Here is a 25,448-nt window from a genome sequence, read left to right as displayed (position 1 = left end):
ATCTCTTCGGGTGTCAATGGTCGCGACGTGATGTGTTCTGTCCGGGCGCGGGGTCCAGTGCCTGGGCGGCCACGAGATGAAGGAACTCGCGCTCGTTGCCCGCCAGGCCCGCCGCGCTGAGGGCCTCGTCCGCCTCCGCGATCGGGGCCGCCAGTAACGGGGCGCTCAGGGAGGCCTGCAGGGGATCGTCCAGGACGGCCCGGACAGCCGCCAGAAGGCGGAGATAGGCCCGAGCCGCGGTGTACTCACTGGACATGCCGGACGTTCGGGACGCGGTGGTCATCTCGGCTTCCTTCCCATGAATCCGTCGGACTTTCCAGTCTGATTCATGGGTCTGACAAAGCCGCCGCGCCCGCGTCACCGTCGCCCGGCCGACGCGTCACTCCTCGACGAGCATCCCCTTGCGGAGCCGGCTGATGATCCGGCTCAGCAGCCGGGACACATGCATCTGCGAAACGCCCAGTTCCGCGCCGATCTGGGACTGCGTCATCTCCCGGCCGAAGCGCATCTCCACGATGCTGCGCTCGCGCTCGTCGAGCTGCTCCAGCAGCGGGGCCAGTGTGTGCAGGTCCTCGACCTTCTCCATGGCCGGGTCCGCCTCGCCCATCACATCGGCGAAGGTGCGCCCGCCGCCGTTGGGCTGTCCCTCGTCGCCGGTGGGCATGTCCAGGGAGCCGGCCGTGTAGCCGTTGGTCGCGACCAGGCCCTCGATGACCTCTTCGTCGCTGATGCCGAGCAGCTCGGCGAGTTCCTTGACGGTCGGATCCCGGTCCAGGCTGGTGGCCAGGTGCTCCTTGGCCTTGGCCAGCTCGACGCGCAGCTCCTGGAGGCGGCGCGGGACATGGACGGCCCAGCTGGTGTCACGGAAGAAGCGCTTGATCTCGCCCACGATGTAGGGGACCGCGAAGGAGGTGAACTCGACCTCGCGGGACAGATCGAACCGGTCGATCGCCTTGATCAGGCCGATCGTGCCGACCTGGAGGATGTCCTCCATGTCGCCGCCGCCCCGGTTGCGGAAGCGGCTCGCCGCGAAGCGGACCAGCGACTGGTTCATCTCGATGAGCGTGTTGCGCGCGTACTGGTACTCGTGCGTGCCCTCTTCCAGGACCTGGAGCTGATCGAAGAACACCTTCGACAGCGCACGCGCGTCCTTCGGGGCGATCTTGCCCGCGTCCTCGATCCACGGCAGCTCGTCGGAGGGTGCTCCTGCCCTGGGAGCGAGGACACCCTCCGCCTGCTCCACTTCGGCAGCATGCACAGTTCTGGTCGTCATGACATCACCCTCCAGCGCAGCGGACCCTACAAAGGGCGCTCCTGCCCTGAACGCGCCCACTCATGTCCGGCTGTCCGAGATCAGTTTTCCGGAGCCCGCTCCGGCGGCCGCCGCACCGTACGACAAGCGCCACGCCTACGGAAGGACCGACGTCAGATACTTGACCGTCGCCGGATCCGCCGGGAGGAAGGTCTCGACGGCCAGTTCGGCGACCGTCACATCCATCGGCGTGTTGAAGGTGGAGATGGACGACACGAAGGACAGCACGTGCCCGTCGTGCTCGATCCGCATCGGCAGCGCGAAACCCGGCATCGCGGCAGGGCCGTCCGCGTGGGCCGCCGCCTCTGTCCGTGCCGCGCCGGGGCGTGGGGCCGGCAGCGGATAGGCGGCCACCTCCTCGTACAGCTCGCGCAGCGCCGGGGAGCGGGAGAGCGCGAGCTGACGCCCCATCTGCTCCAGCAGATGCCCGCGCCACTCCGGCAGATTGCGGATCCGCGGAGCGAGCCCCTCCGGATGAAGGGTGATCCGCATCGCGTTCAAGGGCGGTGCGAGGAGCTTCTCGGGCAGCCCCTCCATCAGCAGGGCGATGCCCCGGTTGGCGGCCACCACGGTGTACGTCCCGTCGACGACCACCGCCGGATACGGCTCGTAGCCCCGCAACAGCTGACCGAGGCCCTCGCGCAGGGCGTCCATGGCCGGGTCGTCGAGCGCCGTCTCGGTGAACCGGGGCGCGTAACCCGCCGCCAGCAGCAGGACATTGCGCTCCCGCACCGGAACGTCGAGATGCTCGGCGAGCCGCAGCACCATCTCCTCGCTGGGGCGGGACCGGCCCGTCTCGATGAAGCTGATGTGCCGGGCGGACGAATCCGCCCGCAGGGCCAGCTCCAGCTGGCTGACCCGGCGCTGCCGGCGCCAGTCGCGCAACAGGGGACCGACTGCCGTGTCCGGGGCGAGAGCTGCCATACGAGGACCGTAATGCAACGGCCGAGGAGGGTCATACACCGCGGGACATCCGCTGGAACCGACCCGCGCGGCACGGCGGACACGGGGCGCGCGCAGGACGACGTATCGTCGGCCGGGTCGCTGCCCGTTCCCGGAAGGAGCCCCCCATGGCCACCGAGGCGCTGTCGCAGAAGGAGACCGAGGACCGGCTGCGGGAGCTTCCCGACTGGAGCCTCAAGGAGGGGCGCATCACCCGCTCGTACCGGCTCGGCAGCCACTTCGCGGCGACCGCCATGGTCGTCCATGTCGCCCAGATCCAGGAGGAGCTGAACCACCACTCCGACCTGACCCTCGGCTATAACACCGTCTCCCTCGCCGTGCACACGCATGACGCGGGCGGCGCCGTCACCGAGCGGGACTTCACGCTCGCGCGACGCGTCGAGGAAATTGCCCCGGCACACGGCGCGAACTGATCGGTGCGGCGCCAAACACCCCCGCCGGTGCATTTACGCTGGTGACCATGGACGTACTGGCCGGACTCCTCGACGGACCGCGGGCCCGGGGGGCTTTTCTGCTGCGCATGGTGATGGAGCCGCCATGGTCCGTCCGCATCGAGGACCGCGCCCCGCTCTGCCTGATGTGCGTCACCCGCGGTGAGGCCTGGATCGTCCCCGACGGCGGCGGGGATCCGGTGTGCTTACGTCCCGGGGGTGTCGCGGTCGTCCGCGGCCCGGAGCCGTACATCACCGCCGACCGCCCCGAGACCAGCCCCCGCGCGCTCATCGGCCCCGGCGGCGTCTGCCACACCCTGGAGGGCGAACCGCTCGCCCAGTCCATGCGACTGGGGGTACGGACCTGGGGGAACGCCCCGGACGGCGGGACGACCGTCCTGATCGGTACGTACCAGATGGACGGCGAGGTCAGCAGACGGCTGCTCGACGCGCTGCCCACCCTGCTCCAGCTGCCCGCCGACGCGTGGAACGGTCCGCTGATGCCGGTCCTCGACGACGAGATCTCCCGGGACGAGCCCGGCCAGAGCGTGGTGCTCGACCGGGTGCTCGACCTGATGCTGATCGCCGTGCTCAGGGCGTGGTTCTCGCGCCCCGACGCGGAGGCACCCGGCTGGTACCGCGCCATGGCCGACCCGACGGTCGGCGGCGCCCTGCGGCTGCTGCAGAACGACCCGGCCCGTCCCTGGACGGTCGCCTCGCTCGCCGCCGCGTGCGGAATATCGCGGGCCGGGCTCGCCCGCCGCTTCACCGAGCTGGTCGGGGAACCCCCGATGGCATACCTCACCGGCTGGCGGCTCGCGCTCGCCGCCGATCTGCTGCGCGGAACGGACGCCACGGTCGAGTCGGTGGCCAGGAAGGTCGGCTACAGCGGTTCGTTCGCGCTCAGCGCGGCCTTCAAGCGGGTACGGGGCGTCAGTCCGCAGGAGTACCGGGCGGGCGGCGCGACGACCGGAGCGGTACCGGGCGCCGCGGCAGGCACCGTGCCGGAGCAGCAGCGGAGCTCGCCGTAACCCCGGCAACGACGGCGCCGCCGGCCGGTGTCGGCCGGCGGCGCCGGGTGACGCGGTGTCCGGTCGGGTCTTCCGTACCGGCCGGTCCCGCTCGCGTCAGCGGTTGACCGTCGCCGGGTCCGGGCCGATGCGCTTGCCCTCGTCGAGCGCGGCGAACGCCGCCAGGTCGTCGGCGTCCAGCTCGAAGCCGAACACGTCGAGGTTCTCCCGGATCCGGGACGGGGTCACGGACTTGGGGATCACCACGTTCCCCAGCTGGAGATGCCAGCGCAGCACCACCTGGGCCGGGGTCTTCCCGTGCTTCCGCGCGATGGCCACCACCGTCGGGACCTCCAGCAGACCCTTGCCCTGGCCCAGCGGCGACCAGGCCTCGGTGAGGATGGAGCGCTCCGCGTGGAAGGCACGGGACTCGCCCTGCTGGAGCTGCGGGTGCAGCTCGATCTGGTTGACCGCCGGGACCACGGAGGTCTCGCCGATCAGCCGCTCCAGGTGCGCCGGAAGGAAGTTGGAGACACCGATGCTCCTGGCCCGGCCGTCCGCGTGGATCTTCTCGAACGCCCGGTACGTGTCGACATAGGTGCCGGCCTCCGGCATCGGCCAGTGAATGAGATAGAGATCGACATAGTCCAGGCCGAGCTTCTTCAGCGAGGTGTCGAAGGCGCGCAGCGTGGAGTCGTACCCCTGCTCGCTGTTCCACAGCTTGGTGGTGATGAAGAGATCCTCACGGGGTGTCCCTGAGGCGGCGATGGCCTTGCCCGTGCCCTCTTCGTTGCCGTAGATGGCGGCGGTGTCGATGCTTCGGTAGCCGGCCTCCAGCGCGGTGCCGACGGCCTGTGCCGCCTCGTCGTCCGGCACCTGCCAGACACCGAAGCCGAGCTGCGGCATTTCGATGCCGTTGTTGAGAGTGAGGGTGGGGACCTTGCTCACGGGCGGTCGATCCTAACGTCGTCGGTTGCTTCTCCGTCGTACAACGATCACGAGGGCGGACGGATTCCCGCCACCGTGTCCGTCGGGCGCCGGCGGTGCCGCCTCAACGGTAGAGCGCGTCGACCTCGACGGCGTAGGCGGCCTCGATCGCCTTGCGCTTGAGCTTCAGCGACGGCGTCAGCAGCCCGTGTTCCTCGCTGAACGGATGCGCCAGGATCCGGAACGTACGGATCGACTCGGCCTGCGACACCGCCGTGTTGGCGGCCACCACCGCGCGCCTGACCTCCATCTCCAGATCCGGATCCCGCACCAGCTCGGCGGGTTTGAGCCGTGGCTTGCCCTGGACGGACAGCCAGTGTTCGACGGCCTCCTGGTCCACGGTGACCAGCGCCGCGATGTACGGCCGGTCGTTGCCGACCACGATGCACTGCGACACCAGCGGATGCGCCCGTACCCGCTCCTCCAGCGCCCCGGGAGACACGCTCTTGCCGCCGGAGGTCACCAGGATCTCCTTCTTCCGGCCGGTGATGGTCAGATAGCCGTCCTCGTCGAGCGCCCCCAGATCGCCGGTCGCGAGCCAGCCGTCCTGGAGGACGCCGTCGGTGGCCTTCGGATCGTTGAGATAGCCGGCGAAGACCTGGCCGCCGCGCAGCCACACCTCGCCGTCCTCCGCGATGTGCACGGTGGTGCCGGGGATCGGCTGCCCGACCGTGCCGTAGCGGGTGCGCTCCGGAGGGTTGGCCGTGGCCGCCGCGCACGACTCCGTGAGCCCGTACCCCTCGTAGACGATGACACCCGCGCCCGCGAAGAACAGCCCGAGCCGCCGGTCCATCGCGGAGCCGCCGGACATGGCATGCCGTACGCGGCCGCCCATCGCGTCGCGGACCTTGCTGTAGACGGCCTTCTCGAAGAACTGGTGCTGCACGCGCAGCGCGGGGGAAGGCCCGTGCCCGACTCCGAACGCCCGGTGCTCCATCGCCTCCGCGTAGCGCACCGCCACCTCGACGGCCTTGTCGAAGGGCCCGGCCTTGGCGTCCTTCTCCGCCTTGCGCCGCGCGGCGTTGTAGACCTTCTCGAAGATGTACGGCACCGCCAGGATGAACGTCGGCCGGAACGCGGCCAGATCGGGCAGCAGGGCGCTCGCCTGGAGGGCCGGCTGATGGCCCAGCTTCACCCGGCCGCGGACCGCCGCGATCTCGACCATCCGTCCGAAGACATGCGCCAGCGGCAGGAAGAGCAGCGTCGACGCCTCGTCACCCGACTTGGTGTGGAAGACCGGCTCCCAGCGGTTGAGCACCGTGTCCGCCTCGAACATGAAATGGGCGTGGGTGAGCACACAGCCCTTGGGGCGGCCGGTGGTGCCCGAGGTGTAGATGACGGTGGCCACGGAGTCGGGCGTCACCGCTTTCCTGTGCCGGTGCACCACGTCGTCGTCGATGCCGGCGCCCGCACCGAGCAGCTCGTCGACGGCGCCCGCGTCCAGCTGCCACAGCCGCCCGAGCCGTGGCAGCCGGTCGATCACCGAGCCGACGGTCATGGCGTGGTCCTCGTGCTCGACCACACAGGCCGAGACGTCGGCGTCGTGCAGCATCCAGTAGACCTGCTCGGCGGAGGAGGTCGGGTAGACGGGCACGGACTGGGCGCCGACGGCCCAGATCGCGAAGTCGAAGAGCGTCCACTCGTAGCGGGTACGGGACATGATCGCGACCCGGTCCCCGAACCGCACGCCGTGCGCGAGCAGCCCCTTCGCCAGACCGAGCACCTCGTCGCGGAACACGGCGGAGGTCACGTCCCGCCAGCGGCCCTCCTCGTCCTTACGGCCGAGCGCGATACGGCGCGGGTCGTCGAGGGCATGATCGAACACGGCGTCCGCGAGCCCACCGACGGGGGGCGCAGCGGCCAAGGGGGGGACGGTGAACTCGCGCAATGACTTGCTCCTTGTGGCGCTCCGCACAGCGCCGGTGACGGTACCCCACGGCGGGGCCCGGCGGGAGAGTGTGCGCGGCGCCGGAGCAGAGCCGTATCACCACAGGTCAGCGCCTGAAACGAGACCGGATCGGCGAGGGCCGGGCACACTTCTGACCGCAGGGTAGGTTCGTTGCGGTGGAATCTCCACCAAACCCGTACGACGTTGTCACGCGGGCCAGGGATCTTGGTCTGTACCTGCGGGGTCGCCGTCCGGCGGGGGTGGGGGCCGGTCCGGCTGGGGTGCGGGGTGCGGGGCCGTTCGTCGTGGTGCGGGGGGCGGGGGCTCCGGAGGTGTGTGTCCGGACTGCATGATTTACGGCGCCGTGCGGCTCGTTTGTCGGGTGCGGCTTGGTGTGCGCCACAAATCACGCTCTACGTCCGGACACACACCTCCTGCGCCCCCACCCCCCTCCCGCCGGTGGCCCACCAGCCCGCCCGGCCCCGCCTGGGGAAGGTGGGAACGCGCGCGCCCGTGGACCGGAGGACCGCTCCTCCCGTGTGACGACCGCCCGTCTCCACGACCGCCGGCGAGTGAGCCGAAGGGGCGCGCCGCTGTCGAAAAGGAGAGCGCGCACAGGCCCCGAGGTACGAGGGGCCGAGCACGGTCGACTGTCGACAGGGGCATAAGGCGCCCCGGAGGCGAACCGAGCCCCAAAAAAGGGGGAGGCGGAACCCGGCCGACGCAGGGGGCGCTCCCCGTCGGCCGGGCCCTTTTCCCGTGCAGCGGGGACGAGTCAGACCCCGGTGTGCAGGGCGATCCGCTCATCGCCCGCGTACACGTTCATGGAGGGGCCGCGGAGAAAGCCGACCAGCGTCAGCCCTGTTTCCGCGGCGAGGTCGACGGCGAGCGACGACGGTGCCGACACTGCTGCCAGGACGGGAATGCCCGCCATCACGGCTTTCTGTGCCAGTTCGAAGGAGGCGCGGCCCGAGACCAGCAGGATCGCCCGGGAGAGCGGCAGGAGGTCTTGTCGCAGCGCGCGGCCGACCAGTTTGTCGACCGCGTTGTGGCGGCCGACGTCCTCCCGGATGTCCAGCATCTCGCCGTCCTCGGAGAACAGGGCGGCCGCGTGCAGCCCCCCGGTCCGTTCGAAGACCTGTTGTGCCGCCCGCAGCCGGTCGGGGAGGCTGGAGAGCAGTGCGGGCTCGACCCGGACCGGGGGAGTGTCGTTGATCGGGAAACGGGCGGTGGTCCGTACGGCGTCCAGGCTGGCCTTGCCGCACAGGCCGCACGAGGAGGTCGTGTAGACGTTGCGCTCCAGCGTGATGTCCGGGACGGGCACGCCGGGCGCGAGCTGTACGTCGACCACGTTGTACGTGTTGGAGCCGTCGTCCTTCGCGCCGGCGCAGTACACGATGGACCGCACATCGGCGGCCGCCGCGAGCACGCCCTCGCTCACCAGGAAGCCCGCCGCGAGCGCGAAATCGTCGCCCGGGGTGCGCATCGTGATGGCGAGCGGCTTGCCGTTCAACCGGATTTCCAGGGGTTCTTCGGCGACCAGGGTGTCGGGCCGGGTCGTGACGGATCCGTCCCTGATGCGGATGGTGCGGCGGCGCTCGGTGACCCGTCCCATGGTGATCAGTCCTACTCGTGTCGATCAGCGCTGCTGTACGTGCTGGAAGCCGAAGCGGCCCTTGATGCAGAGGTTGCCGTGGGTCACCGGGTTGTCGTGCGGCGAGGTGACCTTCACGATCTCATTCTCCTGTACGTGCAGGGTCAGATTGCAGCCAACACCGCAGTACGCGCAGATCGTGGTGGTCTCCGTCTGGACCGACTCGTCCCAGGTGCCCGCCTCGCGCATGTCGAACTCCGACTTGAAGCTGAGCGCCCCGGTCGGGCAGACCTCGATGCAGTTGCCGCAGTAGACACAGGCCGAATCGGTGAGCGGCGCGTCGTGCTCGGTGGAGATACGGGCGTCGAAGCCGCGGCCCGCCACGGAGATCGCGAAGGAGTTCTGCCACTGCTCGCCGCACGCGTCCACGCACTTGTAGCACTGGATGCACTTGTCGTAATCGCGGACATAGAGATCGTTGTCGATCTTGGGCTCTTCGTTCAGCCGGGCCGCGTCCGGGCCGAAGCGGGCCGGCTCGGCCTCGTACTCCTTGATCCACTCGGCGGCCCTCGGGGTGGTCGAGAGATCCGTCGAGGAGGCGAGGAGTTCGAGGACGATCTTCCGGCTGTGCCGGGCGCGCTCGGTGTCCGTACGGACGTCCATGCCCGCCTCGGCGCGGCGCGAGCAGGCCGGCGCGAGGGTACGGGCGCCCTCGACCTCGACGACACACACCCGGCAGGCGTTCTTCGGCGTGAGCGTGTCGCCCTCGCAGAGGGTCGGGATGTCCTTGCCCGCCGCCCGGCAGGCGTCGAGGAGGGTGGCGCCCTCGGGGATCCGCGTCTCCTGGCCGTCGAGCGTGAACTCGATCAGGCGGCGGGGCGGTTGCAGAGGTACGGCGGTCACTTGTAGGCCCCCAGACGGTCGATGGCGGACTCGATGGCGTTCCACGCGGTCTGTCCCAGACCGCAGATCGAGGCGTCCTTCATGGCTCGCCCGACCTCGCGCAGCAACGTGATGTCGTCGGCGGCCGCGGCGCCGGTACGGTCCACGATCCGGTGCAGCGCCTCCTCCTGCCGGACGGTGCCGACCCGGCAGGGCACGCACTGCCCGCAGGACTCGTCGCGGAAGAATTCGGCGATGCGGAGCAGGATCCGCGGCAGCTCGACGGTGTCGTCGAGGACCAGCACCACGCCGGATCCCAGGGTCGTACCGGCCGCCCTGGTCCCTTCGAAGGTGAGCGGGATGTCCCGCTCGTCGGGCCGTACGAAGCCGCCCGCGGCGCCGCCCAGGAGGATCGCCCGCGTGGTGGCGGACGGGCCGGCCAGATCGAGCAGTTCGCCGAGGGTCGCGCCGAACGGCAGCTCGTAGATACCGGGGCGCTCGACGTTCCCCGAGACACAGAACAGCTTGGGTCCGGTGGACCCGCCGGTGCCGATCGCCGCGTACGCCTGCGCGCCGCGCGTCAGGATGGGCAGCACGTTGATCAGCGTCTCGACGTTGTTCTCGGCGGTCGGCTTGGAGAACAGGCCCTTCTCCACCGGGAACGGGGGCTTCGAGCGCGGCTCGCCGCGGTAGCCCTCGATGGAGTTGAACAGCGCGGTCTCCTCACCGCAGATGTAGGCGCCCGCGCCGCGCCGGATCTCGATGTCGAAGGCGTACCCCTGGCCGAGGATGTCGTCCCCCAGCAGTCCGCGGGCGTGCGCCTGGTCGATCGCGTGCCGCAGCAGGCGCAGGGCGCGCGGGTACTCACCGCGCAGATAGAGGTAGCCCCGCCGCGCGCCGACCGCGTACCCGGCGATGGTCATCGCCTCGATCAGCGAGTACGGATCGCCCTCCATGATCACCCGGTCCTTGAAGGTGCCGGGCTCCGACTCGTCGGCGTTGCAGACCAGATAGTGCGGATGGTCCGGCTGCGAGGCGGTGGCCTGCCATTTGCGCCCGGTGGGGAACGCCGCCCCGCCGCGGCCGACCAGGCCGGCGTCCGTGACCTCCCGGATGACCGCGGCGGGACCGATGTCGAAGGCCCGCCGCAGGGCGGTGTAGCCGCCGTGCGCCCGGTAGTCGTCGATGCTGTACGGGTCGACGACCCCGACACGGCCGAGCAGGGTCAGCCCCGGCTGCCCCGCCTGCGGTACGGCCATCACGGCGCCCGGCTCCCCGGGCGCCTCCTCGGGAGCGGCCACCGCGCGGACGAGCGACTCGGCGGTCGCGGGCGCGATGACGGCCGTCGCGTACCGCCGCGACGCCGGCTCCGCCGCCGCGCCGGCCGCGTCGGCGGGCGTGCCCGCCTGGATCACCAGCGCCGCCGGGGCCCGCTCGCACAGGCCCAGGCAGGGACTCGCCTGCCATACGACGCCTCCCGAGGCCGAGCCCGCCGCCCCGAGGCGTTCCTCCAGATCCGCGCAGAGCGCCGTGGAGCCGCGGCTCGCGCAGGCCAGGTCGGTGCAGACGTGCAGCACCTTCGCGGGGCGCGGCTTGACGGCGAACATCGCGTAGAACGTGGCCACGCCGTAGGCCTCCGCCGGCGGCACTGTCAGCCGCCGGCAGAGGTAGTCCAGCGCGCCCTCGCTGATCCAGCCGACCCGGTCGTTGACCGCGTGCAGCCCCGGCAACAGCAGGTCTCGCCGCTCGCGTGCCTCGCGGCCGCCCCGTGCCCAGCGCAGATCCGCGTCCGTACGGTCGTCCGCGCCCTCCCAGGCCGACGTCGGGGGGCCGAGCAGCGCGTCGACCGCCGCCCGTTCCTCGTCGGTCGGCTTGCTGTCACCGAAGTGCAGGTCCACTGCGTCTCAGCTCCTGACGGCTGCCACGGGCAGCTTCTCGATCCGGATCGCGGACGCCTTGAACTCGGCGGTGCCCGCGATCGGGCAATTGGCCTCGATGGTCAGCTGGTTGGTGTCCACCTCGTCCGGGAAGTGCATGGTCATGAAGGCGAGCCCGGGACGGAGCCCGGGATCGACCCAGACCGGCGCTTGTACCGTTCCGCGCCGGGAGCTGATCCGTACCTCCTCGCCCACCGACACGCCGTACCGCTCGGCGTCCTCCGGGCACAGCTCCAGATACTCGCCGCGACGCAGCGGGGAGGCGAAACTCCCGCTCTGCACACCGGTGTTGTACGAGTCCAGCCGGCGTCCCGTGGTGAGCCTGATCGGGAATTGATCATCCGTCAGGTCGACCGGCGGGTCGTGCTTGACGAGGCCGAACGGCGCGAGCGGGCCGCGCCTGGCGGGGTCCGCCTCCCAGAGCCGGCCGTGCAGATAGGTGGGTTCGAGCTTGTCCGTCTCGGGGCAGGGCCACTGGATTCCCTGATGCTCCGCCAGCCGCTCGTACGTCATGCCGAAGTGGTCGGGGGAGACCGAACGCAGCTCGTTCCAGACGGATTCCGCGTCGGCGTACTTCCAGGCGTGGCCGAGCCGGCCCGCCAGGTCACAGATGATGTCGATGTCCTCACGTGCCTCACCGGGCGGCTCGATCGCCTTGCGCACCCGCTGCACCCGGCGCTCGCTGTTGGTGGTGGTGCCGTCGGTCTCGCACCACGCGGCGGTGGCCGGCAGCACCACATCGGCGAGTTCCGCGGTCTTGGTGAGGAAGATGTCCTGCACGACGAGACAGTCGAGCTGCTTCATCCGTTCGACGGCCTGCTCGCTGTCGGCCTCGGACTGGGCGGGGTTCTCGCCGATGCAGTAGACGGCTTTGAGCTCGCCGGACTCCATCGCCTCGAACATCCGGGTAAGGGTCATCCCGTACCGGGGCTGGATGACGGTGTCCCACGCGGTCTCGAACTTCCGCCGGACGGCGGGCTCCAGGATGTCCTGGAAGCCGGGCAGCCGGTTGGGGATGGCCCCCATGTCGCCGCCGCCCTGGACATTGTTCTGGCCGCGCAGCGGCTGCACGCCGGAGCCGTACCGGCCGACATGCCCGGTGAGCAGCGAGAGGTTGATCAGCGCCCGTACGTTGTCGGTGCCGTTGTGGTGCTCGGTGATGCCCAGCGTCCAGCACAGCTGGGCCCGTTCGGCGCGGGCGTAGGCGTGGGCGAGGCCGCGGATCGCCTCGGCCGGCACACCCGTCACCTTCTCGGCCACGGCGAGCGTCCAGGGCTCGACCTCGGCGGCGTACTCCTCGAAACCGGTGGTCGCCCGCTCGATGAAGGAGGTGTTGTGCAGCCCCGCGTGGATGATCTCGCGGCCGACCGCGTGGGCCAGCGGGATGTCGGTGCCGACATTCAGCCCGAGCCAGCTCTCGGCCCATTCCGCGGTCGAGGTACGGCGGGGGTCGACGGCGTACATCCGCGCGCCGTTCCTGATGCCCCGCAGCACATGCTGGAAGAAGATCGGGTGGGCAAAGCGGGCGTTGGAGCCCCACATCAGGATCAGATCCGTGTGGTCGACCTCCTCGTACGAGGAGGTGCCGCCGCCGGATCCGAAGACCGCGGAGAGGCCGGCCACACTGGGTGCGTGACAGGTCCTGTTGCACGAGTCCACATTGTTGGTGCCCATCACCACCCGCGCGAACTTCTGCGCCACATAGTTCATTTCATTGGTGGCGCGGGCGCAGGAGAACATCCCGAACGCGCCGCGCGCGGCGCGCAGGCCCTCCGCTGCCCGGTCCAGCGCCTCGTCCCAGGTCGCCCGCCGCAGCGGGCCGCCCTTCTCGTCCCGCACCATCGGATACGTGATGCGGGCATATGTCTTCGGCGTTCGGTCTCGCTTTTTCACGCTGCGCTCTCCTCGGGAGTGATGACGCGCTCATTGCATACAGTATTCTGTAGGCGGGTACGCAGCGGAACCCCGTGTACGGGATATGACGCGTACCCGCCCCTCGGAGGGCGGGATCAGGCCGCCGCGGCCACGCCACGGGCGAGCAGATCCGAGATCGCGTCCACCGTGCGGAGTGTCGGCACCGGCACGCCGGTGATCGCGGCGAGTTCCACGACGGCCGTGAGCAGCACGTCCAGCTCCAGCGGCTTGCCCTTCTCCAGGTCCTGGAGAGTGGAGGTCCGGTGGTCGCCGACCCGCTCCGCGCCGGCGAGCCGGCGCTCGATGGAGATGTCGGGGCGGCAGCCCAGCGCCTCCGCGACCTGGAGCGTCTCCGCCATCATCAGCTCGATGACCTGGCGGGTGGAGCGGTGCAGGCACATCTCCCGCATGGTCGCGCGGGTGAGGGCGCTGATCGGGTTGAAGGAGATATTGCCGAGGAGCTTGATCCAGATGTCATTGCGCAAGTCGGCCTCGACGGGACATTTGAGACCACCTGCCCGCATGGCATCGCTGAATTCCAGACAGCGCGGGGAGACCGAGCGGTCGGGCTCCCCGATGGAGAACCTGGTCCCTTCGAGATGCCGGACGATGCCCGGCCCCTCCAGTTCCGTCGCGGCGTAGACCACGCAGCCGATCGCGCGCTCGGGCGGCAGTACGGCGCTGACCGAGCCGCCCGGGTCGACGCTCTCGACGCGCTGCCCGTCGTGCGGACCGCCGTGGCCGTGGAAGTACCACCAGGGGATGCCGTTCTGGGCGGCGATGACCGCCGTACTGTCCTGGAACAGAGGCGTGATCAGCGGCCCGCACGCCGCGTACGAGTTCGCCTTCAGCCCCAGAAACACATAGTCGACCGGACCGATGTCCTCCGGTCTGTCGGTGGCGTGCACCCGCGCGGTGAAGTCGCCGCGCGGGCTGTACACCCGGACTCCGTGCTGCCTCATGGCCGCCAGATGCGGTCCACGGGCGATGAGATGGACGTCGGCGCCCGCTCGGTCGAGAGCGGCTCCGACATAGGCGCCGATCGCACCGGCACCGACAACTGCGACTTTCACCGTGGGGCTCTCCGTTCGGTTTGAGGGGGACCGAGGAAGGGTCACACCTGATGCCCACTCTGTGTCGACGATATATTGTCTACAGTATGTAGTTCTGGCCGACAAGGCTCCTGTTCGGTATGCAGTCGGCAAACTCCGTTGTAGATCTTCCCAACCGATCAACCGGTTCCTAGAGTTCGCGACCATGACCCCACCTCTCGCCCCCGCCGGCTGGAGCCGCTGGCTGGTACCCCCCGCCGCGTTGTCGGTACACCTGTCGATCGGCCAGGCCTACGCCTGGAGCGTGTTCAAACCCCCACTCGAATCCGCGCTCGGTCTCACCGGCACCGAGAGCGCGCTCCCCTTCCAGCTGGGCATCGTGATGCTCGGCCTTTCGGCCGCCTTCGGCGGCACACTCGTCGAACGCAACGGGCCGCGCTGGGCGATGACCGTCGCCCTGTGCTGCTTCTCCTCCGGGTTCCTGATCGCCGCGCTCGGCGCCGCGACCGAGCAGTACTGGCTGATCGTCCTCGGCTACGGCTTCGTCGGCGGGATCGGTCTCGGCATCGGCTACATCTCGCCCGTCTCCACGCTGATCAAGTGGTTCCCCGACCGGCCGGGCATGGCCACCGGCATCGCCATCATGGGTTTCGGCGGCGGCGCGCTCATCGCCTCGCCGTGGTCCGCCCAGATGCTGGAGTCGTTCGGGACCGGCAGCGACGGCATCGCGCTCGCCTTCCTGGTGCACGGCCTGGTGTACGCGGTGTTCATGTCACTCGGCGTCCTGCTGGTCCGCGTCCCCCGGCCGTCCGGCAGGCCGGCGAAGGCCCCCGACGCGCCGGAGGCGCCGGCGGGTTCGCTGGTCTCCACCGCCCAGGTCTCGGCCAGGTCGGCCGTGCGCACCCCGCAGTTCTGGTGCCTGTGGGTCGTCCTGTGCATGAACGTCACCGCGGGCATCGGGATCCTGGAGAAGGCCGCCCCGATGATCACCGACTTCTTCGCGGAGACGGACACCCCCGTCTCCGTCTCCGCGGCGGCCGGCTTCGTCGCCCTGCTCTCCGCCGCCAACATGGCGGGCCGGATCGGCTGGTCCTCCACCTCCGACCTGATCGGCCGCAAGAACGTCTACCGCGTCTACCTCGGCGTCGGCGCCCTGATGTATCTGCTGATCTCACAGTTCGGCGACTCCTCCAAGCCGCTGTTCGTCCTCTGCGCGCTGGTGATCCTCTCCTTCTACGGAGGCGGCTTCGCCACCATCCCGGCCTACCTCAAGGACCTCTTCGGCACCTATCAGGTCGGTGCCATCCACGGCCGGCTGCTCACCGCGTGGTCCACCGCCGGCGTGCTCGGCCCCCTGATCGTCAACCGGGTCGCGGACGGCCAGGAGGAGGCGGGCCGGAGCGGCTCAGGGCTGTACGGACTCTCGTTCACCATCATGATCGGCCTGCTGGTCGTCGGCTTTGTCGCCAATGAGCTGGTCAGGCCCGTCAACCCGCGCCACCACATCCCCGCCCCGAGGAAGGCAGTCGATGACCACATCACCAACGAGCAGCAGCGCCCCGCCTGAGTCCCGGCGTACCGGTCTGATCGTCTTCGCGTGGCTTTGGGTGGGCATCCCACTCGCGTACGGTGTGTACGAGCTGGTCCTCAAGGCCGCACAACTGTTCACCAGATGATGCGGAGTCTCCAAGCGGCGCGTGCGAATCCTGTTGGTTTTCCTGTCCCCATACGGGTGAGTCGCTGACGAGACTGGAGGACTCCTGACGTCGACAACAGAGGGGGTCCCGGGCATGACCGGCACTCGTATCGCCGCGCTCGGGCACTATCAGCCCGCCAAGGTGCTCACCAACCACGACCTGGCGGCCATCGTCGACACCAGCGACGAGTGGATCAGCAGCCGGGTCGGGATCAAGACCCGCCATGTGGCGGGGGAGGACGAGCCGGTCGACGAGCTGGCCGCGCACGCGGGCGCCAAGGCGCTCGCCGCGGCCGGCCTCACCCCGGGGGACATCGATCTGGTCCTGGTGGCCACCTCCACCGCGATCGACCGCTCGCCGAACACGGCGGCCCGGGTCGCGGCCCGGCTCTCCATGGGCTCGCCCGCCGTGATGGACCTCAATGTCGTGTGCGCGGGATTCACCCACGCGCTCGCCACGGCCGACCACGCCGTACGGGCGGGCTCCGCGTCCCGGGTCCTGGTCATCGGCGCCGACAAGATGGCTGCCATCGCCGACTGGACCGACCGCTCCACCTGCGTTCTCCTCGGCGACGGCGCGGGCGCGGCGGTCGTCGTGGCGACCGGTCCCGACGAGGAGCCGGGCATCGGCCCGGTGCTCTGGGGCTCGGTGCCGGAGATGGGACACGCCGTACGGATCGAGGGCACCCCGCCGCGGTTCGCCCAGGAGGGCCAGTCGGTCTACCGCTGGGCGACCACCCAGTTGCCGCCCATCGCGCGCAAGGTCTGCGAACGGGCCGGGGTCACCCCCGAGGAGCTGGCCGCGGTCGTGCTGCACCAGGCGAATCTGCGGATCATCGAGCCCGTCGCCCAGAAGATCGGCGCCATCAACGCGGTGATCGCCCGCGATGTGGTGGACTCCGGCAACACGTCCGCCGCGTCGATTCCGATGGCGCTGTCCAAGCTGGTGGACCGCGGCGAAGTGGAGTCCGGGGCACCGGCCCTGCTCTTCGGGTTCGGGGGAAACCTCTCCTACGCCGGTCAGGTCATCCGCTGCCCGTGAACCGTGCGGCCTCCCGGTAGACTGTAGACGATAGCCAATGTCTTGATCTGATCGCTACAGTCATTGGCACTGTCGGCCACGAGGGGGACCGCGATGTTGTCTGCAAAACTGGCGCAGGGAGCCGTGCCCAAGCTCGAACGACCGGGTCCACTGCGCGAGCGTGTGTACGAGGCGCTGCTCGAACTGATCACGACCCGGGCGCTGCAGCCGGGCCAGCATCTGGTCGAGAGCGAGCTCGCGGGTCATCTGGGGGTGTCCCGGCAGCCGGTGCGCGAGGCGCTCCAGCGCCTCAACACCGAGGGCTGGGTCGATCTGCGCCCGGCCCAGGGCGCGTTCGTCCATGAACCCACCGAGGACGAGGCGGACCAGCTGCTGTCGGTCCGTACGCTCCTGGAGGCGGAGGCCGCCCGGCTGGCCGCGGCCAACTCCGGTACGGCGGGGATCGCCGCCCTGGAGGAGCTGTGTGCCAGGGGCGAGCAGTCGGTGGCGGACGACGACGTGGATCTGACCGTCGCCACCAACGCCGCCTTCCATGCCAAGGTCATGGAGCTGGCGGGCAATATCGTGCTGGCCGAATTGGCCGCCCAGGTGGACCGCCGGGTCCGCTGGTACTACACCCCGGTCGCCCGGCAGCGCGGCAAGCAGTCCTGGATCGAGCACCGGGAGCTGATCGCCGCCATCTCCGCGCGGGACGAGCGGCGCGCGACCGAGGTCATGAAGGGGCACACCGAGCACACCCGCACCACCTATCACCAGCGCGAACGGTCCTGACCGGGACCGTCGAGACCCACCGGCCCGCTCCCCGGCCCCACCCGGAAGGCGCACCGCTGCCCTCCGGTGCCCCCCCGCGGGGCCGGCGGTGCGGGCCGCGGTGTGTGGACCCCCGGTGTGCCCGGGTGGAGCCGCCGCCGTGGCCGAATGCCGTCCGTTTCCCTTCAGCCGGACAGTAGGCACATTCCACCCCAAAAGCCATGCCTGGAAACAGCTTTGTCCTCGGCGTGGAGAAAGTTGGGGCAGATTCCCGCGCAACTTCTTCCCACTGCGGTCAAGCGCTGCTACGTTCCCTCGAAAGCCGAAGGAAAACAGCCGAGAAGGCGGGGAGGGCGCGTGAGACGCATGACCGCACGACCCGCGAACGCGCACCAGGCGCGACTGCTCAGGCTGTTGCGCGACGGCGGCCCCAACTCCCGTGCGCAGCTGGGCGATCAGGTCGATCTCTCCCGCTCCAAGCTCGCCGTGGAGGTCGACCGGCTGCTGGAGACCGGACTCGTGGTCGCCGACGGACTCGCCGCCTCGCGCGGCGGACGCCGCTCCCACAACATCCGGCTGGCGCCCGCCCTGCGCTTCCTCGGTGTCGACATCGGCGCCACCTCCATCGATGTGGCCGTGACCAACGCGGAGCTGGAAGTACTGGGGCACCTCAACCACCCCATGGACGTCCGCGAAGGTCCGGTCGCCGTCTTCGAGCAGGTGCTCGCCATGGCGGCCAAGCTCAAGGTCTCCGGGCTCGCCGACGAGTTCGACGGAGCCGGGATAGGGGTGCCCGGTCCTGTCCGGTTCCCCGAGGGTGTCCCGGTCGCGCCGCCGATCATGCCGGGCTGGGACGGCTTCCCCGTACGGGAGGCGCTCAGCCAGGAGCTCGGCTGCCCGGTCATGGTCGACAACGACGTGAACCTGATGGCGATGGGGGAGCAGCACGCGGGCGTCGCACGCTCCGTGGGCGACTTCCTCTGCGTGAAGATCGGTACCGGTATCGGCTGCGGCATCGTCGTCGGTGGCGAGGTCTACCGCGGGACGACCGGCAGCGCCGGCGACATCGGCCATATCCAGGTCGAATCGGACGGCCGCGCCTGCGCCTGTGGCAACAGGGGCTGTCTGGAGGCCTACTTCAGCGGCGCCGCGCTCGCCCGCGACGCCGACGACGCGGCCCGCAGCGGACGCTCGCCCGAGCTGGCCGCCCGGCTGGCGACGCCCGGCCGGCTGAGCGCGGTGGATGTCGCCGCGGCCGCGGCCGCGGGTGACCCCACCTCGCTGGATCTCATCCGCGACGGCGGAAACCGGGTCGGGCAGGTCATCGCCGGACTCGTCAGCTTCTTCAACCCGGGTCTCGTGGTGATCGGCGGCGGGGTGACCGGCCTCGGCCACACGCTGCTGGCCAGCATCCGTACCCAGGTCTACCGGCAGTCACTGCCGCTGGCCACCGGCAATCTCCCCATCGTCCTGGGCGAGTTGGGCCCGGCCGCCGGAGTTACCGGCGCCGCCCGGCTCATCAGCGACCACCTGTTCTCACCGGCCTGACGCCGGTAGCGCACCACCGCACCACCAGACACCACCGCACCACCCCGCACCGCCCGCACGAGACGCAGTACCCGCACGAGCCGCACCACCCGCACCACCTGCACGAGCCGCACCATCCGCACGAGCCGCACCACCTGCACGAGCCGCTTCACCGCACCCGTACGACCGCATCACCGCATCCGTACGACAGCTCCGCCGCACCTGGTCCCGCCCTGCCTCAGTTCCACCCCTTCCCTTGTTCTGCCCTGCCCGCTCAACGGCCGCATCCGCCGAGGGGATACGCCATGGCACCCGCACCACCCGACAGTCTTCTGCTCACCATGTCCGGCATCACCAAGTCGTTCCCGGGCGTCCGCGCCCTCGACGGCGTGGACCTGGAGGTCGAGGCAGGCGAGGTCCACTGCCTGCTCGGCCAGAACGGCGCCGGCAAGTCCACCCTCATCAAGGTGCTCGCCGGGGCCCACCAGCCCGACGACGGTGTGATCATCTGGCGCGGCGAAGAGGTCACCCTCAAGTCGCCCATCGCCGCCATGCGGCTCGGCATCGCGACCATCTACCAGGAACTCGACCTCGTCGAGGGCCTGTCGGTCGCCGAGAACGTCTTCCTCGGGCACGAGCCGACCACCGCCGGCTTCGTGGTCAGGGGCCGCGAGGCCAGGACCCGGGCGACCGCGCTGCTCAAGCGGCTCGGCCACCCCGAGATCCAGGCACACCGGCCCGTCGGCTCGCTCTCCGCCGCCCAGCAGCAGATCGTGTCCATGGCCCGCGCCCTCTCCCACGACGTACGTCTCATCGTGATGGACGAGCCGTCCGCGGCCCTCGACCCCGACGAGGTCGACAACCTCTTCCGTACCGTCGCCACACTCACCGCCGACGGTGTGGCCGTCATCTACATCTCCCACCGGCTGGAGGAGATCCGGCGCATCGGCGACCGCGTCACCGTCATCAAGGACGGGCGGACCGTGGCGGTCGCCCTGCCCGCGAAGGAGACCCCGACGAGCGAGGTCGTCGCGCTGATGACCGGCCGGAACGTCGAGTACGTCTTCCCCGAGCGGCCCGCCACGGCGGACGGCGCCCCGCGCGCCGAGCCCGTACTGCGGGTCGAAGGGCTCGCCAGGGACGGGGAGTTCGCCCCGGTCGACCTCGAACTGCGGCCCGGCGAGATCGTCGGCCTCGCGGGGCTCGTCGGCTCGGGACGCTCCGAGATCCTGGAGACGATCTACGGGGCCCGCAAGCCCAGCGCGGGCCGGGTGCTGGTCGACGGCAAGGAGCTGAAGCCCGGCAGCGTCCGCGCCGCCGTAGGCGCCGGACTCGGCCTCGCACCCGAGGAGCGCAAGGCCCAGGGCCTGCTGCTCATCGAGTCGGTCACCCGCAACGTGTCGGTGTCGTCGCTGTCCCGGTTCTCCCGCGGCGGCTGGCTCGACAGCGCCGCCGAGCGCAAGGCCGCCAGGGCCGCGACCCAGGAACTCTCCCTGCGCCCCGACAACCCCGACGCGATCATCCGCACCCTGTCCGGCGGCAACCAGCAGAAGGCGGTCCTGGCCCGCTGGCTGCTGCGCGGCTGCCGGGTGCTGCTCCTCGACGAACCCACCCGCGGTGTGGATGTCGGCGCCCGAGCCGAGCTCTACTCCGTGATCCGCCGGCTGGCCGACGACGGCCTCGCCGTACTTCTCGTCTCCAGTGAGGTCCCCGAGGTCCTTGGCCTCGCCGACCGGGTGCTGGTGCTCCGGGAGGGCCGTGTCGTCCATACGTCACCGGCCCAGGAGCTGGACGAGCACCGTGTACTCGACCTTGTGATGGACGGGAGTCCGACGCCATGAAACAGCCTGCCTCCGAGGCACGGCAGGGCGGGCCCGACGCCGCACCCGCCGACGCCGTATCCGTACCGCGGACCGAGCCCGCCGGAAAGACGCCGGGAGGTTCCGGGGGCCGGCCGCCGCTCGGGCTGCGTCTCGATTTCCGTACCCTCTCGCTGCTCGGCGTGCTCGCCGCCCTGATCGTCGTCGGCGGTATCACCAAGCCCGAACAGTTCCTGGACACCAACAACCTCCAGCTGGTCCTCACCCAGGCGTCGATCATCGGTGTGGTCACCGTCGGTATGACGTTCGTCATCACCAGCGGCGGCATCGACCTGTCGGTCGGCGCGATCGTGGCCCTGGCCTCGGTGTGGGCGACGACGCTGGCGACCCAGGAGTACGGCTTCGCCGGCATCCTGTTCACCGCGATCATCGTGGGTCTGGCCTGTGGTCTGGTCAACGGTGTGCTGATCGCGTACGGCGGCATGGCGCCCTTCATCGCGACCCTCGCGATCATGGCGTCCGCCCGTGGTCTGGCCCTCCTGATCACCGACGGCAGCACGCAGATCGTCACCCTGAAGTCGGTGCTCGACCTCGGTGCCCGTGAGTCGTACATCCTCGGGATCCCGCCGCTCGTCATCATCTTCGCGGTGGTGACGGTGGTCGGCTGGCTGCTGCTGAACCGTACGACCTTCGGCCGCCGCACGATCGCGGTCGGCGGCAACGCGGAGGCGACCCGGCTCGCCGGTATCGACGTCCGCAGGCAGCGGCTGTATCTGTACCTGTTCTCCGGTCTGTGCTGCGGTATCGCCGCCTTCATGCTGATCGTGCTCTCCGGCTCCGGACAGAACACGAACGGAAACCTGTACGAGCTCGACGCCATCGCGGCGGCGATCATCGGCGGCACCCTGCTCAGCGGTGGTCGCGGCACGATCGTCGGCTCCGTACTCGGTGTCCTGATCTTCACCACCATCACCAACATCTTCGCGCTCAACAACCTGCAGAGCGACGTCCAGCAGATCGCCAAGGGCGCGATCATCGTCGCCGCCGTACTGGTCCAGCGCCGCACGGCGCGCAACGGCGAGGGCTGACCTCGTAGCCCGGGGCCCGACCTCGTACCGCTTCCCTACGCACCGCTTCCGACGCACCGCTCGATCGAAGGGTCTGAATCGTCATGCCAGAAACGAGCCGTAGAGGCCTGCTGTTCGGCACCGCCGCCATTTCCGCGGGTGCCTTCCTCACCGCCTGCACCAGCAACGAGAAGGAAGAGCCCGCCGCGAACACCGCGCCGGCCGCCGACGACAAGCCCGGCAAGCCGGTCACCATCGGCTTCGCCGGCCCCCAGGCCGACCACGGCTGGCTCAACGCGATCAACGACAACGCCCGTGCCCAGGCGAAGAAGTACTCGGACGTCACGCTCGACATCACCGAGGGCTCGAACGACACCGCCGCCCAGATCGGCCAGATCGACGCCCTGATCAACAAGAAGGTCGACGTCCTGGTGATCCTGCCGGCCGACGGCAAGGCCCTCACCCAGGCCGGTCTCAAGGCGATGCGCGCGGGCATCCCCGTCATCAACCTGGACCGGATCTTCGCCGACCCGCAGGCGTTCCGCTGCTACGTCGGCGGTGACAACTACGGCATGGGCGTCAACGCGGGCAACTACATCGGCGAGAAGCTGAAGGACAAGGCCGGCGCCACCGTCATCGAACTGTCGGGCCCCGACAGCCTGGAGCTGACCAAGCAGCGCACCCAGGGCTTCGACGACGCGCTCGCGAACTACCCCAACATCAAGAAGGTCGCCCGCCAGGCGGCCGACTTCACCGTTGAGTCCGGCCAGGCCAAGATGGCTCAGCTGCTCCAGGCGCAGCCCAAGTTCGACGCCCTGTGGAACCACGACGACGACCAGGGCGTCGGCGCCCTGCGCGCCATCGACCAGGCCGGCCGTGACGGCTTCCTGATGGTCGGCGGCGCCGGTGCCAAGGCGGCCATGGACGCCATCAAGGCCGACAACAGCGTCCTGAAGGCGACCGTGCTGTACCCGCCGATCATGGCGTCGTCGGCGATCGACCTCGCCCGCGCGCTGGGTCAGAGCAAGGGTGTCAGCGGCCTGGCCGGTCTGGAGATCCCGGCTCAGGTGACCCTGTTCTCGGCGGTCGTCGACAAGACGAACATCGACGAGTACCTGCCGCAGGGATTCAGCTGACCGGCTCCGCCAGTCTGCCCCCACACGCGCGAGAGACGAGGAGTACTCCCTTATGACCAGCAGGGAAGCGTCGGAGAAGGAAGCCGGCGCACCGCCGCCACTCGGTATCGGCATGATCGGATACTCGTTCATGGGTGCCGCCCACTCCCAGGGCTGGCGCACGGCGGGACATGTCTTCGATCTGCCGATGCGGCCGCACCTCGCCGCCATCTGCGGGCGGGACGAGACGGCCGTCGTCAAGGCGGCCGACAAACTCGGCTGGGCCGCCGCGGAGACCGACTGGCGGGACCTCATCGCGCGTGACGACGTGCAGCTGGTCGACATCTGCACGCCGGGGGACAGCCATGCGGAGATCGCCATCGCCGCGCTGGAGGCGGGCAAGCACGTCCTGTGCGAGAAGCCCCTCGCCAACTCGGTGGCCGAGGCCGAGGCCATGGTCAGGGCCGCGGAGGCGGCCAGGTCACGCGGCCAGCTGGCCATGGTCGGCTTCAACTACCGCCGGGTGCCCGCCATCGCGTACGCCCGCAAGCTGATCGCGGAGGGCAGGCTCGGCACCCTGCGGCACGTCCGGGTCAGCTATCTCCAGGACTGGCTGGTCGATCCGGCGTTCCCGCTGACCTGGCGGCTCAAGCGCGAGCACGCGGGATCCGGGGCGCTCGGCGACCTGGGGGCGCACATCGTCGACCTCGCGCAGTTCCTGACGGGGGAACTGCTGGTCGGGGTGTCCGCGCTCGCGGAGACGTTCGTCAGGGAACGGCCGCTGCTCAGCGGGGCGTCGGCCGGCCTGTCGGCGACCGGGGGAGGCGAGCTCGGCCCGGTGACCGTGGATGACGCGGCGCTGTTCACCGGACGGCTCGCCTCGGGCGCGCTGGCCTCCTTCGAGGCCACCCGCATGGCCGCGGGACGCAAGAACGCGCTCCATCTGGAGATCAACGGCGAGCGCGGCTCGCTCGCCTTCGATCTGGAGCGCCTCAACGAGCTGTCGTTCCACGACCACACCGAGCCCGCGCCCACGTCCGGCTTCCGCCGGATCCTGGTCACCGAGCCGGAGCATCCCTATCTGGAGGCGTGGTGGCCGCCGGGCCACGCGCTCGGCTACGAGCACACCTTCGTCCACCAGGCCCGCGATCTGGTCGAGGCGGTCGCCGCCGGAACCGATCCGGTGCCGTCCTTCGCCGACGGGCTGCAGGTGCAGCGGGTGCTCGCCGCGGTGGAGGACAGCGCGGCGAAGAACGCCGTGTACACGCCTGTGCCGCTGCCGTCCGGAGCATCCACGCCCGGAATTCACGCCTAGGAGGTCCCATGCCACGTCCGTTCACGCTGTTCACCGGCCAGTGGGCCGATCTGCCCCTGGAGGAGGTGTGCCGGCTCGCCCGTGACTTCGGTTACGACGGTCTGGAACTCGCCTGCTGGGGCGACCACTTCGAGGTCGACAAGGCACTCGCCGACCCGGGCTACCTGGACAGCCGCCACCAGCTGCTCGACAAGTACGGGCTGAAGTGCTGGGCGATCTCCAACCATCTGGTGGGCCAGGCCGTCTGCGACAACCCCATCGACGAGCGCCACCAGGGGATCCTGCCGTCCCGGATCTGGGGCGACGGTGAGCCCGAGGGCGTCAGGCAGCGCGCCGCCGCCGAGATCAAGGACACCGCCAGGGCCGCGGCCGCCTTCGGGGTCGACACGGTCATCGGCTTCACCGGCTCCTCGATCTGGCATCTGGTCGCGATGTTCCCGCCGGTGCCGCCCGGCATGATCGACCGGGGGTACGAGGACTTCGCGGAGCGCTGGAACCCGATCCTCGACGTCTTCGACGCCGAGGGCGTGCGCTTCGCCCACGAGGTCCACCCGAGCGAGATCGCGTACGACTACTGGACCACGAAGCGCGCGCTGGAGGCGGTCGACAACCGGCCCGCGTTCGGGCTCAACTTCGACCCGAGCCACTTCGTCTGGCAGGACCTGGACCCGGTCAACTTCCTCTACGACTTCCAGGACCGGATCTACCACGTCGACTGCAAGGAGGCGCGCAAGCGTCTCGACGGCCGCAACGGGCGCCTCGGCTCCCATCTTCCCTGGGGCGACCCGCGGCGCGGCTGGGACTTCGTCTCGGCCGGCCACGGCGATGTCCCGTGGGAGGACGTCTTCCGGATGCTGCGCTCGATCAAGTACGAGGGCCCCATCTCGGTCGAGTGGGAGGACGCCGGCATGGACCGGCTGGCGGGAGCCCCGGAGGCCCTGGCCGACCTGAAGCGCTTCGACTTCGACGCCCCGACCGCGTCCTTCGACGCCGCGTTCGGAGGCGGCGACTAAAGCTGCGCACAGGCCGTCCGCCCGGCGAGTGAGCCGAAGGGGCGCGCCGCTGTCGAAAGGGAGAGCGCGCGGAGGTTCGCGAGGTACGAGCGAATCGAGCACGGTCGGCCGTCGACAGTGGCATAAGGCGCCC

At 70.1% G+C, this 25,448-nt stretch carries 22 protein-coding genes; 12 read left to right on the top strand and 10 right to left on the bottom strand.

Going from position 1 to position 25,448, the window contains the following annotated elements:
* Positions 1 to 13: 13 nt before the first annotated feature.
* From ACFVWW_RS05565 to ACFVWW_RS05555, 3 genes are all read right to left on the bottom strand, one after another.
* A complete protein-coding gene (locus tag ACFVWW_RS05565; RefSeq protein ID WP_386876083.1) occupies positions 14 to 283 on the bottom strand; it encodes a hypothetical protein in 270 nt (89 codons plus the stop codon).
* Positions 284 to 379: 96 nt separating this feature from the next.
* On the bottom strand, positions 380 to 1,273 hold the full coding sequence (locus ACFVWW_RS05560; RefSeq protein ID WP_384181384.1) for an RNA polymerase sigma factor SigF: 894 nt from the start codon (positions 1,271 to 1,273) through the stop codon (positions 380 to 382).
* A gap of 135 nt (positions 1,274 to 1,408) precedes the next feature.
* Positions 1,409 to 2,236 carry a helix-turn-helix domain-containing protein gene (locus ACFVWW_RS05555; RefSeq protein ID WP_386876080.1) on the bottom strand — a complete coding sequence of 276 codons (828 nt, stop codon included), beginning with the start codon at positions 2,234 to 2,236 and terminating at the stop codon, positions 1,409 to 1,411.
* A gap of 146 nt (positions 2,237 to 2,382) precedes the next feature.
* On the opposite strand from ACFVWW_RS05555, the gene ACFVWW_RS05550 reads away from it, so the two are divergent.
* Together ACFVWW_RS05550 and ACFVWW_RS05545 are read left to right on the top strand one after the other, a co-directional pair.
* Positions 2,383 to 2,688 carry a 4a-hydroxytetrahydrobiopterin dehydratase gene (locus ACFVWW_RS05550; protein WP_386876079.1) on the top strand — a complete coding sequence of 102 codons (306 nt, stop codon included), beginning with the start codon at positions 2,383 to 2,385 and terminating at the stop codon, positions 2,686 to 2,688.
* A 47-nt stretch (positions 2,689 to 2,735) separates the two neighbouring features.
* The gene (locus ACFVWW_RS05545; protein WP_386876077.1) at positions 2,736 to 3,737 is read left to right on the top strand and encodes an AraC family transcriptional regulator; all 1,002 of its coding nucleotides are present in this window, start codon (positions 2,736 to 2,738) and stop codon (positions 3,735 to 3,737) included.
* 96 nt (positions 3,738 to 3,833) lie between these two features.
* On the opposite strand, the gene ACFVWW_RS05540 is transcribed toward ACFVWW_RS05545, so the two are convergent.
* From ACFVWW_RS05540 to ACFVWW_RS05510, 7 genes are all read right to left on the bottom strand, one after another.
* Positions 3,834 to 4,664: an aldo/keto reductase gene (locus tag ACFVWW_RS05540; protein WP_384181392.1), complete on the bottom strand. Its 831-nt coding sequence runs from the start codon at positions 4,662 to 4,664 to the stop codon at positions 3,834 to 3,836.
* A gap of 103 nt (positions 4,665 to 4,767) precedes the next feature.
* Positions 4,768 to 6,567 carry an AMP-dependent synthetase/ligase gene (locus tag ACFVWW_RS05535; protein ID WP_386876075.1) on the bottom strand — a complete coding sequence of 600 codons (1,800 nt, stop codon included), beginning with the start codon at positions 6,565 to 6,567 and terminating at the stop codon, positions 4,768 to 4,770.
* Positions 6,568 to 7,366: 799 nt separating this feature from the next.
* Positions 7,367 to 8,206 (bottom strand): formate dehydrogenase accessory sulfurtransferase FdhD, encoded by an 840-nt coding sequence (fdhD, locus tag ACFVWW_RS05530; protein WP_384336893.1) that lies wholly within the window; start codon positions 8,204 to 8,206, stop codon positions 7,367 to 7,369.
* 24 nt (positions 8,207 to 8,230) lie between these two features.
* The gene (locus tag ACFVWW_RS05525) at positions 8,231 to 9,088 is read right to left on the bottom strand and encodes a 2Fe-2S iron-sulfur cluster-binding protein (RefSeq protein ID WP_384181398.1); all 858 of its coding nucleotides are present in this window, start codon (positions 9,086 to 9,088) and stop codon (positions 8,231 to 8,233) included.
* On the bottom strand, positions 9,085 to 10,965 hold the full coding sequence (locus tag ACFVWW_RS05520; protein ID WP_386876073.1) for an NAD(P)H-dependent oxidoreductase subunit E: 1,881 nt from the start codon (positions 10,963 to 10,965) through the stop codon (positions 9,085 to 9,087). Before ACFVWW_RS05520 ends, ACFVWW_RS05525 begins: the two co-directional genes overlap by 4 nt.
* Positions 10,966 to 10,971: 6 nt before the next feature.
* Positions 10,972 to 12,897, bottom strand: a complete 1,926-nt coding sequence (locus ACFVWW_RS05515; protein WP_384181402.1) for a molybdopterin oxidoreductase family protein — start codon at positions 12,895 to 12,897, stop codon at positions 10,972 to 10,974.
* Between the two features lie 116 nt (positions 12,898 to 13,013).
* Positions 13,014 to 13,991, bottom strand: coding sequence for a 2-dehydropantoate 2-reductase (locus ACFVWW_RS05510; RefSeq protein WP_384181404.1), 978 nt, complete (start codon positions 13,989 to 13,991; stop codon positions 13,014 to 13,016).
* A 184-nt stretch (positions 13,992 to 14,175) separates the two neighbouring features.
* Between ACFVWW_RS05510 and ACFVWW_RS05505 the strand changes: the two genes are divergently transcribed.
* The 10 genes from ACFVWW_RS05505 to ACFVWW_RS05460 all read left to right on the top strand — a co-directional run bounded on the left by ACFVWW_RS05505 (position 14,176) and on the right by ACFVWW_RS05460 (position 25,315).
* Positions 14,176 to 15,537, top strand: a complete 1,362-nt coding sequence (locus ACFVWW_RS05505) for an OFA family MFS transporter (RefSeq protein WP_386876071.1) — start codon at positions 14,176 to 14,178, stop codon at positions 15,535 to 15,537.
* The gene (locus ACFVWW_RS05500) at positions 15,500 to 15,646 is read left to right on the top strand and encodes a hypothetical protein (RefSeq protein ID WP_384336889.1); all 147 of its coding nucleotides are present in this window, start codon (positions 15,500 to 15,502) and stop codon (positions 15,644 to 15,646) included. The genes ACFVWW_RS05505 and ACFVWW_RS05500 overlap by 38 nt, the downstream gene beginning before the upstream one ends.
* Positions 15,647 to 15,760: 114 nt before the next feature.
* Positions 15,761 to 16,708: a beta-ketoacyl-ACP synthase III gene (locus ACFVWW_RS05495; protein WP_384336887.1), complete on the top strand. Its 948-nt coding sequence runs from the start codon at positions 15,761 to 15,763 to the stop codon at positions 16,706 to 16,708.
* A 93-nt stretch (positions 16,709 to 16,801) separates the two neighbouring features.
* On the top strand, positions 16,802 to 17,479 hold the full coding sequence (locus ACFVWW_RS05490; protein WP_384181410.1) for a GntR family transcriptional regulator: 678 nt from the start codon (positions 16,802 to 16,804) through the stop codon (positions 17,477 to 17,479).
* Positions 17,480 to 17,824: 345 nt separating this feature from the next.
* Positions 17,825 to 19,006, top strand: a complete 1,182-nt coding sequence (locus ACFVWW_RS05485; protein ID WP_384181412.1) for an ROK family protein — start codon at positions 17,825 to 17,827, stop codon at positions 19,004 to 19,006.
* Between the two features lie 284 nt (positions 19,007 to 19,290).
* Positions 19,291 to 20,826 (top strand): sugar ABC transporter ATP-binding protein, encoded by a 1,536-nt coding sequence (locus tag ACFVWW_RS05480; RefSeq protein ID WP_384181414.1) that lies wholly within the window; start codon positions 19,291 to 19,293, stop codon positions 20,824 to 20,826.
* Positions 20,823 to 21,893 carry an ABC transporter permease gene (locus ACFVWW_RS05475; protein WP_384181416.1) on the top strand — a complete coding sequence of 357 codons (1,071 nt, stop codon included), beginning with the start codon at positions 20,823 to 20,825 and terminating at the stop codon, positions 21,891 to 21,893. The genes ACFVWW_RS05480 and ACFVWW_RS05475 overlap by 4 nt, the downstream gene beginning before the upstream one ends.
* 83 nt (positions 21,894 to 21,976) lie before the next feature.
* On the top strand, positions 21,977 to 23,008 hold the full coding sequence (locus ACFVWW_RS05470) for a substrate-binding domain-containing protein (RefSeq protein WP_384181418.1): 1,032 nt from the start codon (positions 21,977 to 21,979) through the stop codon (positions 23,006 to 23,008).
* A gap of 52 nt (positions 23,009 to 23,060) precedes the next feature.
* Positions 23,061 to 24,302 (top strand): Gfo/Idh/MocA family protein, encoded by a 1,242-nt coding sequence (locus ACFVWW_RS05465; RefSeq protein WP_384181420.1) that lies wholly within the window; start codon positions 23,061 to 23,063, stop codon positions 24,300 to 24,302.
* A gap of 8 nt (positions 24,303 to 24,310) precedes the next feature.
* Positions 24,311 to 25,315 carry a sugar phosphate isomerase/epimerase family protein gene (locus ACFVWW_RS05460; RefSeq protein ID WP_384181422.1) on the top strand — a complete coding sequence of 335 codons (1,005 nt, stop codon included), beginning with the start codon at positions 24,311 to 24,313 and terminating at the stop codon, positions 25,313 to 25,315.
* Positions 25,316 to 25,448: the final 133 nt, after the last annotated feature.

Origin of the sequence: Streptomyces sp. NPDC058198 (genome assembly GCF_042882605.1) — a bacterium.
GTDB lineage: Bacteria > Actinomycetota > Actinomycetes > Streptomycetales > Streptomycetaceae > Streptomyces.
The sequence above is the reverse complement of the archived record's forward strand: the minus strand, read 5'-3'. Positions and strand labels throughout refer to the sequence as shown.

Excerpts from the sequence above, each read along its gene's own strand:
- ACFVWW_RS05565 (WP_386876083.1), bottom strand. The coding sequence starts at position 283 with ATGACCACCGCGTCCCGAACGTCCGGCATGTCCAGTGAGTACACCGCG.
- ACFVWW_RS05550 (WP_386876079.1), top strand. The coding sequence starts at position 2,383 with ATGGCCACCGAGGCGCTGTCGCAGAAGGAGACCGAGGACCGGCTGCGG.
- ACFVWW_RS05505 (WP_386876071.1), top strand. The coding sequence starts at position 14,176 with ATGACCCCACCTCTCGCCCCCGCCGGCTGGAGCCGCTGGCTGGTACCC.
- ACFVWW_RS05465 (WP_384181420.1), top strand. The coding sequence starts at position 23,061 with ATGACCAGCAGGGAAGCGTCGGAGAAGGAAGCCGGCGCACCGCCGCCA.
- ACFVWW_RS05480 (WP_384181414.1), top strand. The coding sequence starts at position 19,291 with ATGGCACCCGCACCACCCGACAGTCTTCTGCTCACCATGTCCGGCATC.
- ACFVWW_RS05490 (WP_384181410.1), top strand. The coding sequence starts at position 16,802 with ATGTTGTCTGCAAAACTGGCGCAGGGAGCCGTGCCCAAGCTCGAACGA.
- ACFVWW_RS05475 (WP_384181416.1), top strand. The coding sequence starts at position 20,823 with ATGAAACAGCCTGCCTCCGAGGCACGGCAGGGCGGGCCCGACGCCGCA.
- ACFVWW_RS05460 (WP_384181422.1), top strand. The coding sequence starts at position 24,311 with ATGCCACGTCCGTTCACGCTGTTCACCGGCCAGTGGGCCGATCTGCCC.
- ACFVWW_RS05555 (WP_386876080.1), bottom strand. The coding sequence starts at position 2,236 with ATGGCAGCTCTCGCCCCGGACACGGCAGTCGGTCCCCTGTTGCGCGAC.
- ACFVWW_RS05495 (WP_384336887.1), top strand. The coding sequence starts at position 15,761 with ATGACCGGCACTCGTATCGCCGCGCTCGGGCACTATCAGCCCGCCAAG.
- ACFVWW_RS05470 (WP_384181418.1), top strand. The coding sequence starts at position 21,977 with ATGCCAGAAACGAGCCGTAGAGGCCTGCTGTTCGGCACCGCCGCCATT.
- ACFVWW_RS05545 (WP_386876077.1), top strand. The coding sequence starts at position 2,736 with ATGGACGTACTGGCCGGACTCCTCGACGGACCGCGGGCCCGGGGGGCT.
- ACFVWW_RS05485 (WP_384181412.1), top strand. The coding sequence starts at position 17,825 with ATGACCGCACGACCCGCGAACGCGCACCAGGCGCGACTGCTCAGGCTG.
- ACFVWW_RS05560 (WP_384181384.1), bottom strand. The coding sequence starts at position 1,273 with ATGACGACCAGAACTGTGCATGCTGCCGAAGTGGAGCAGGCGGAGGGT.
- ACFVWW_RS05500 (WP_384336889.1), top strand. The coding sequence starts at position 15,500 with ATGACCACATCACCAACGAGCAGCAGCGCCCCGCCTGAGTCCCGGCGT.
- fdhD (WP_384336893.1), bottom strand. The coding sequence starts at position 8,206 with ATGGGACGGGTCACCGAGCGCCGCCGCACCATCCGCATCAGGGACGGA.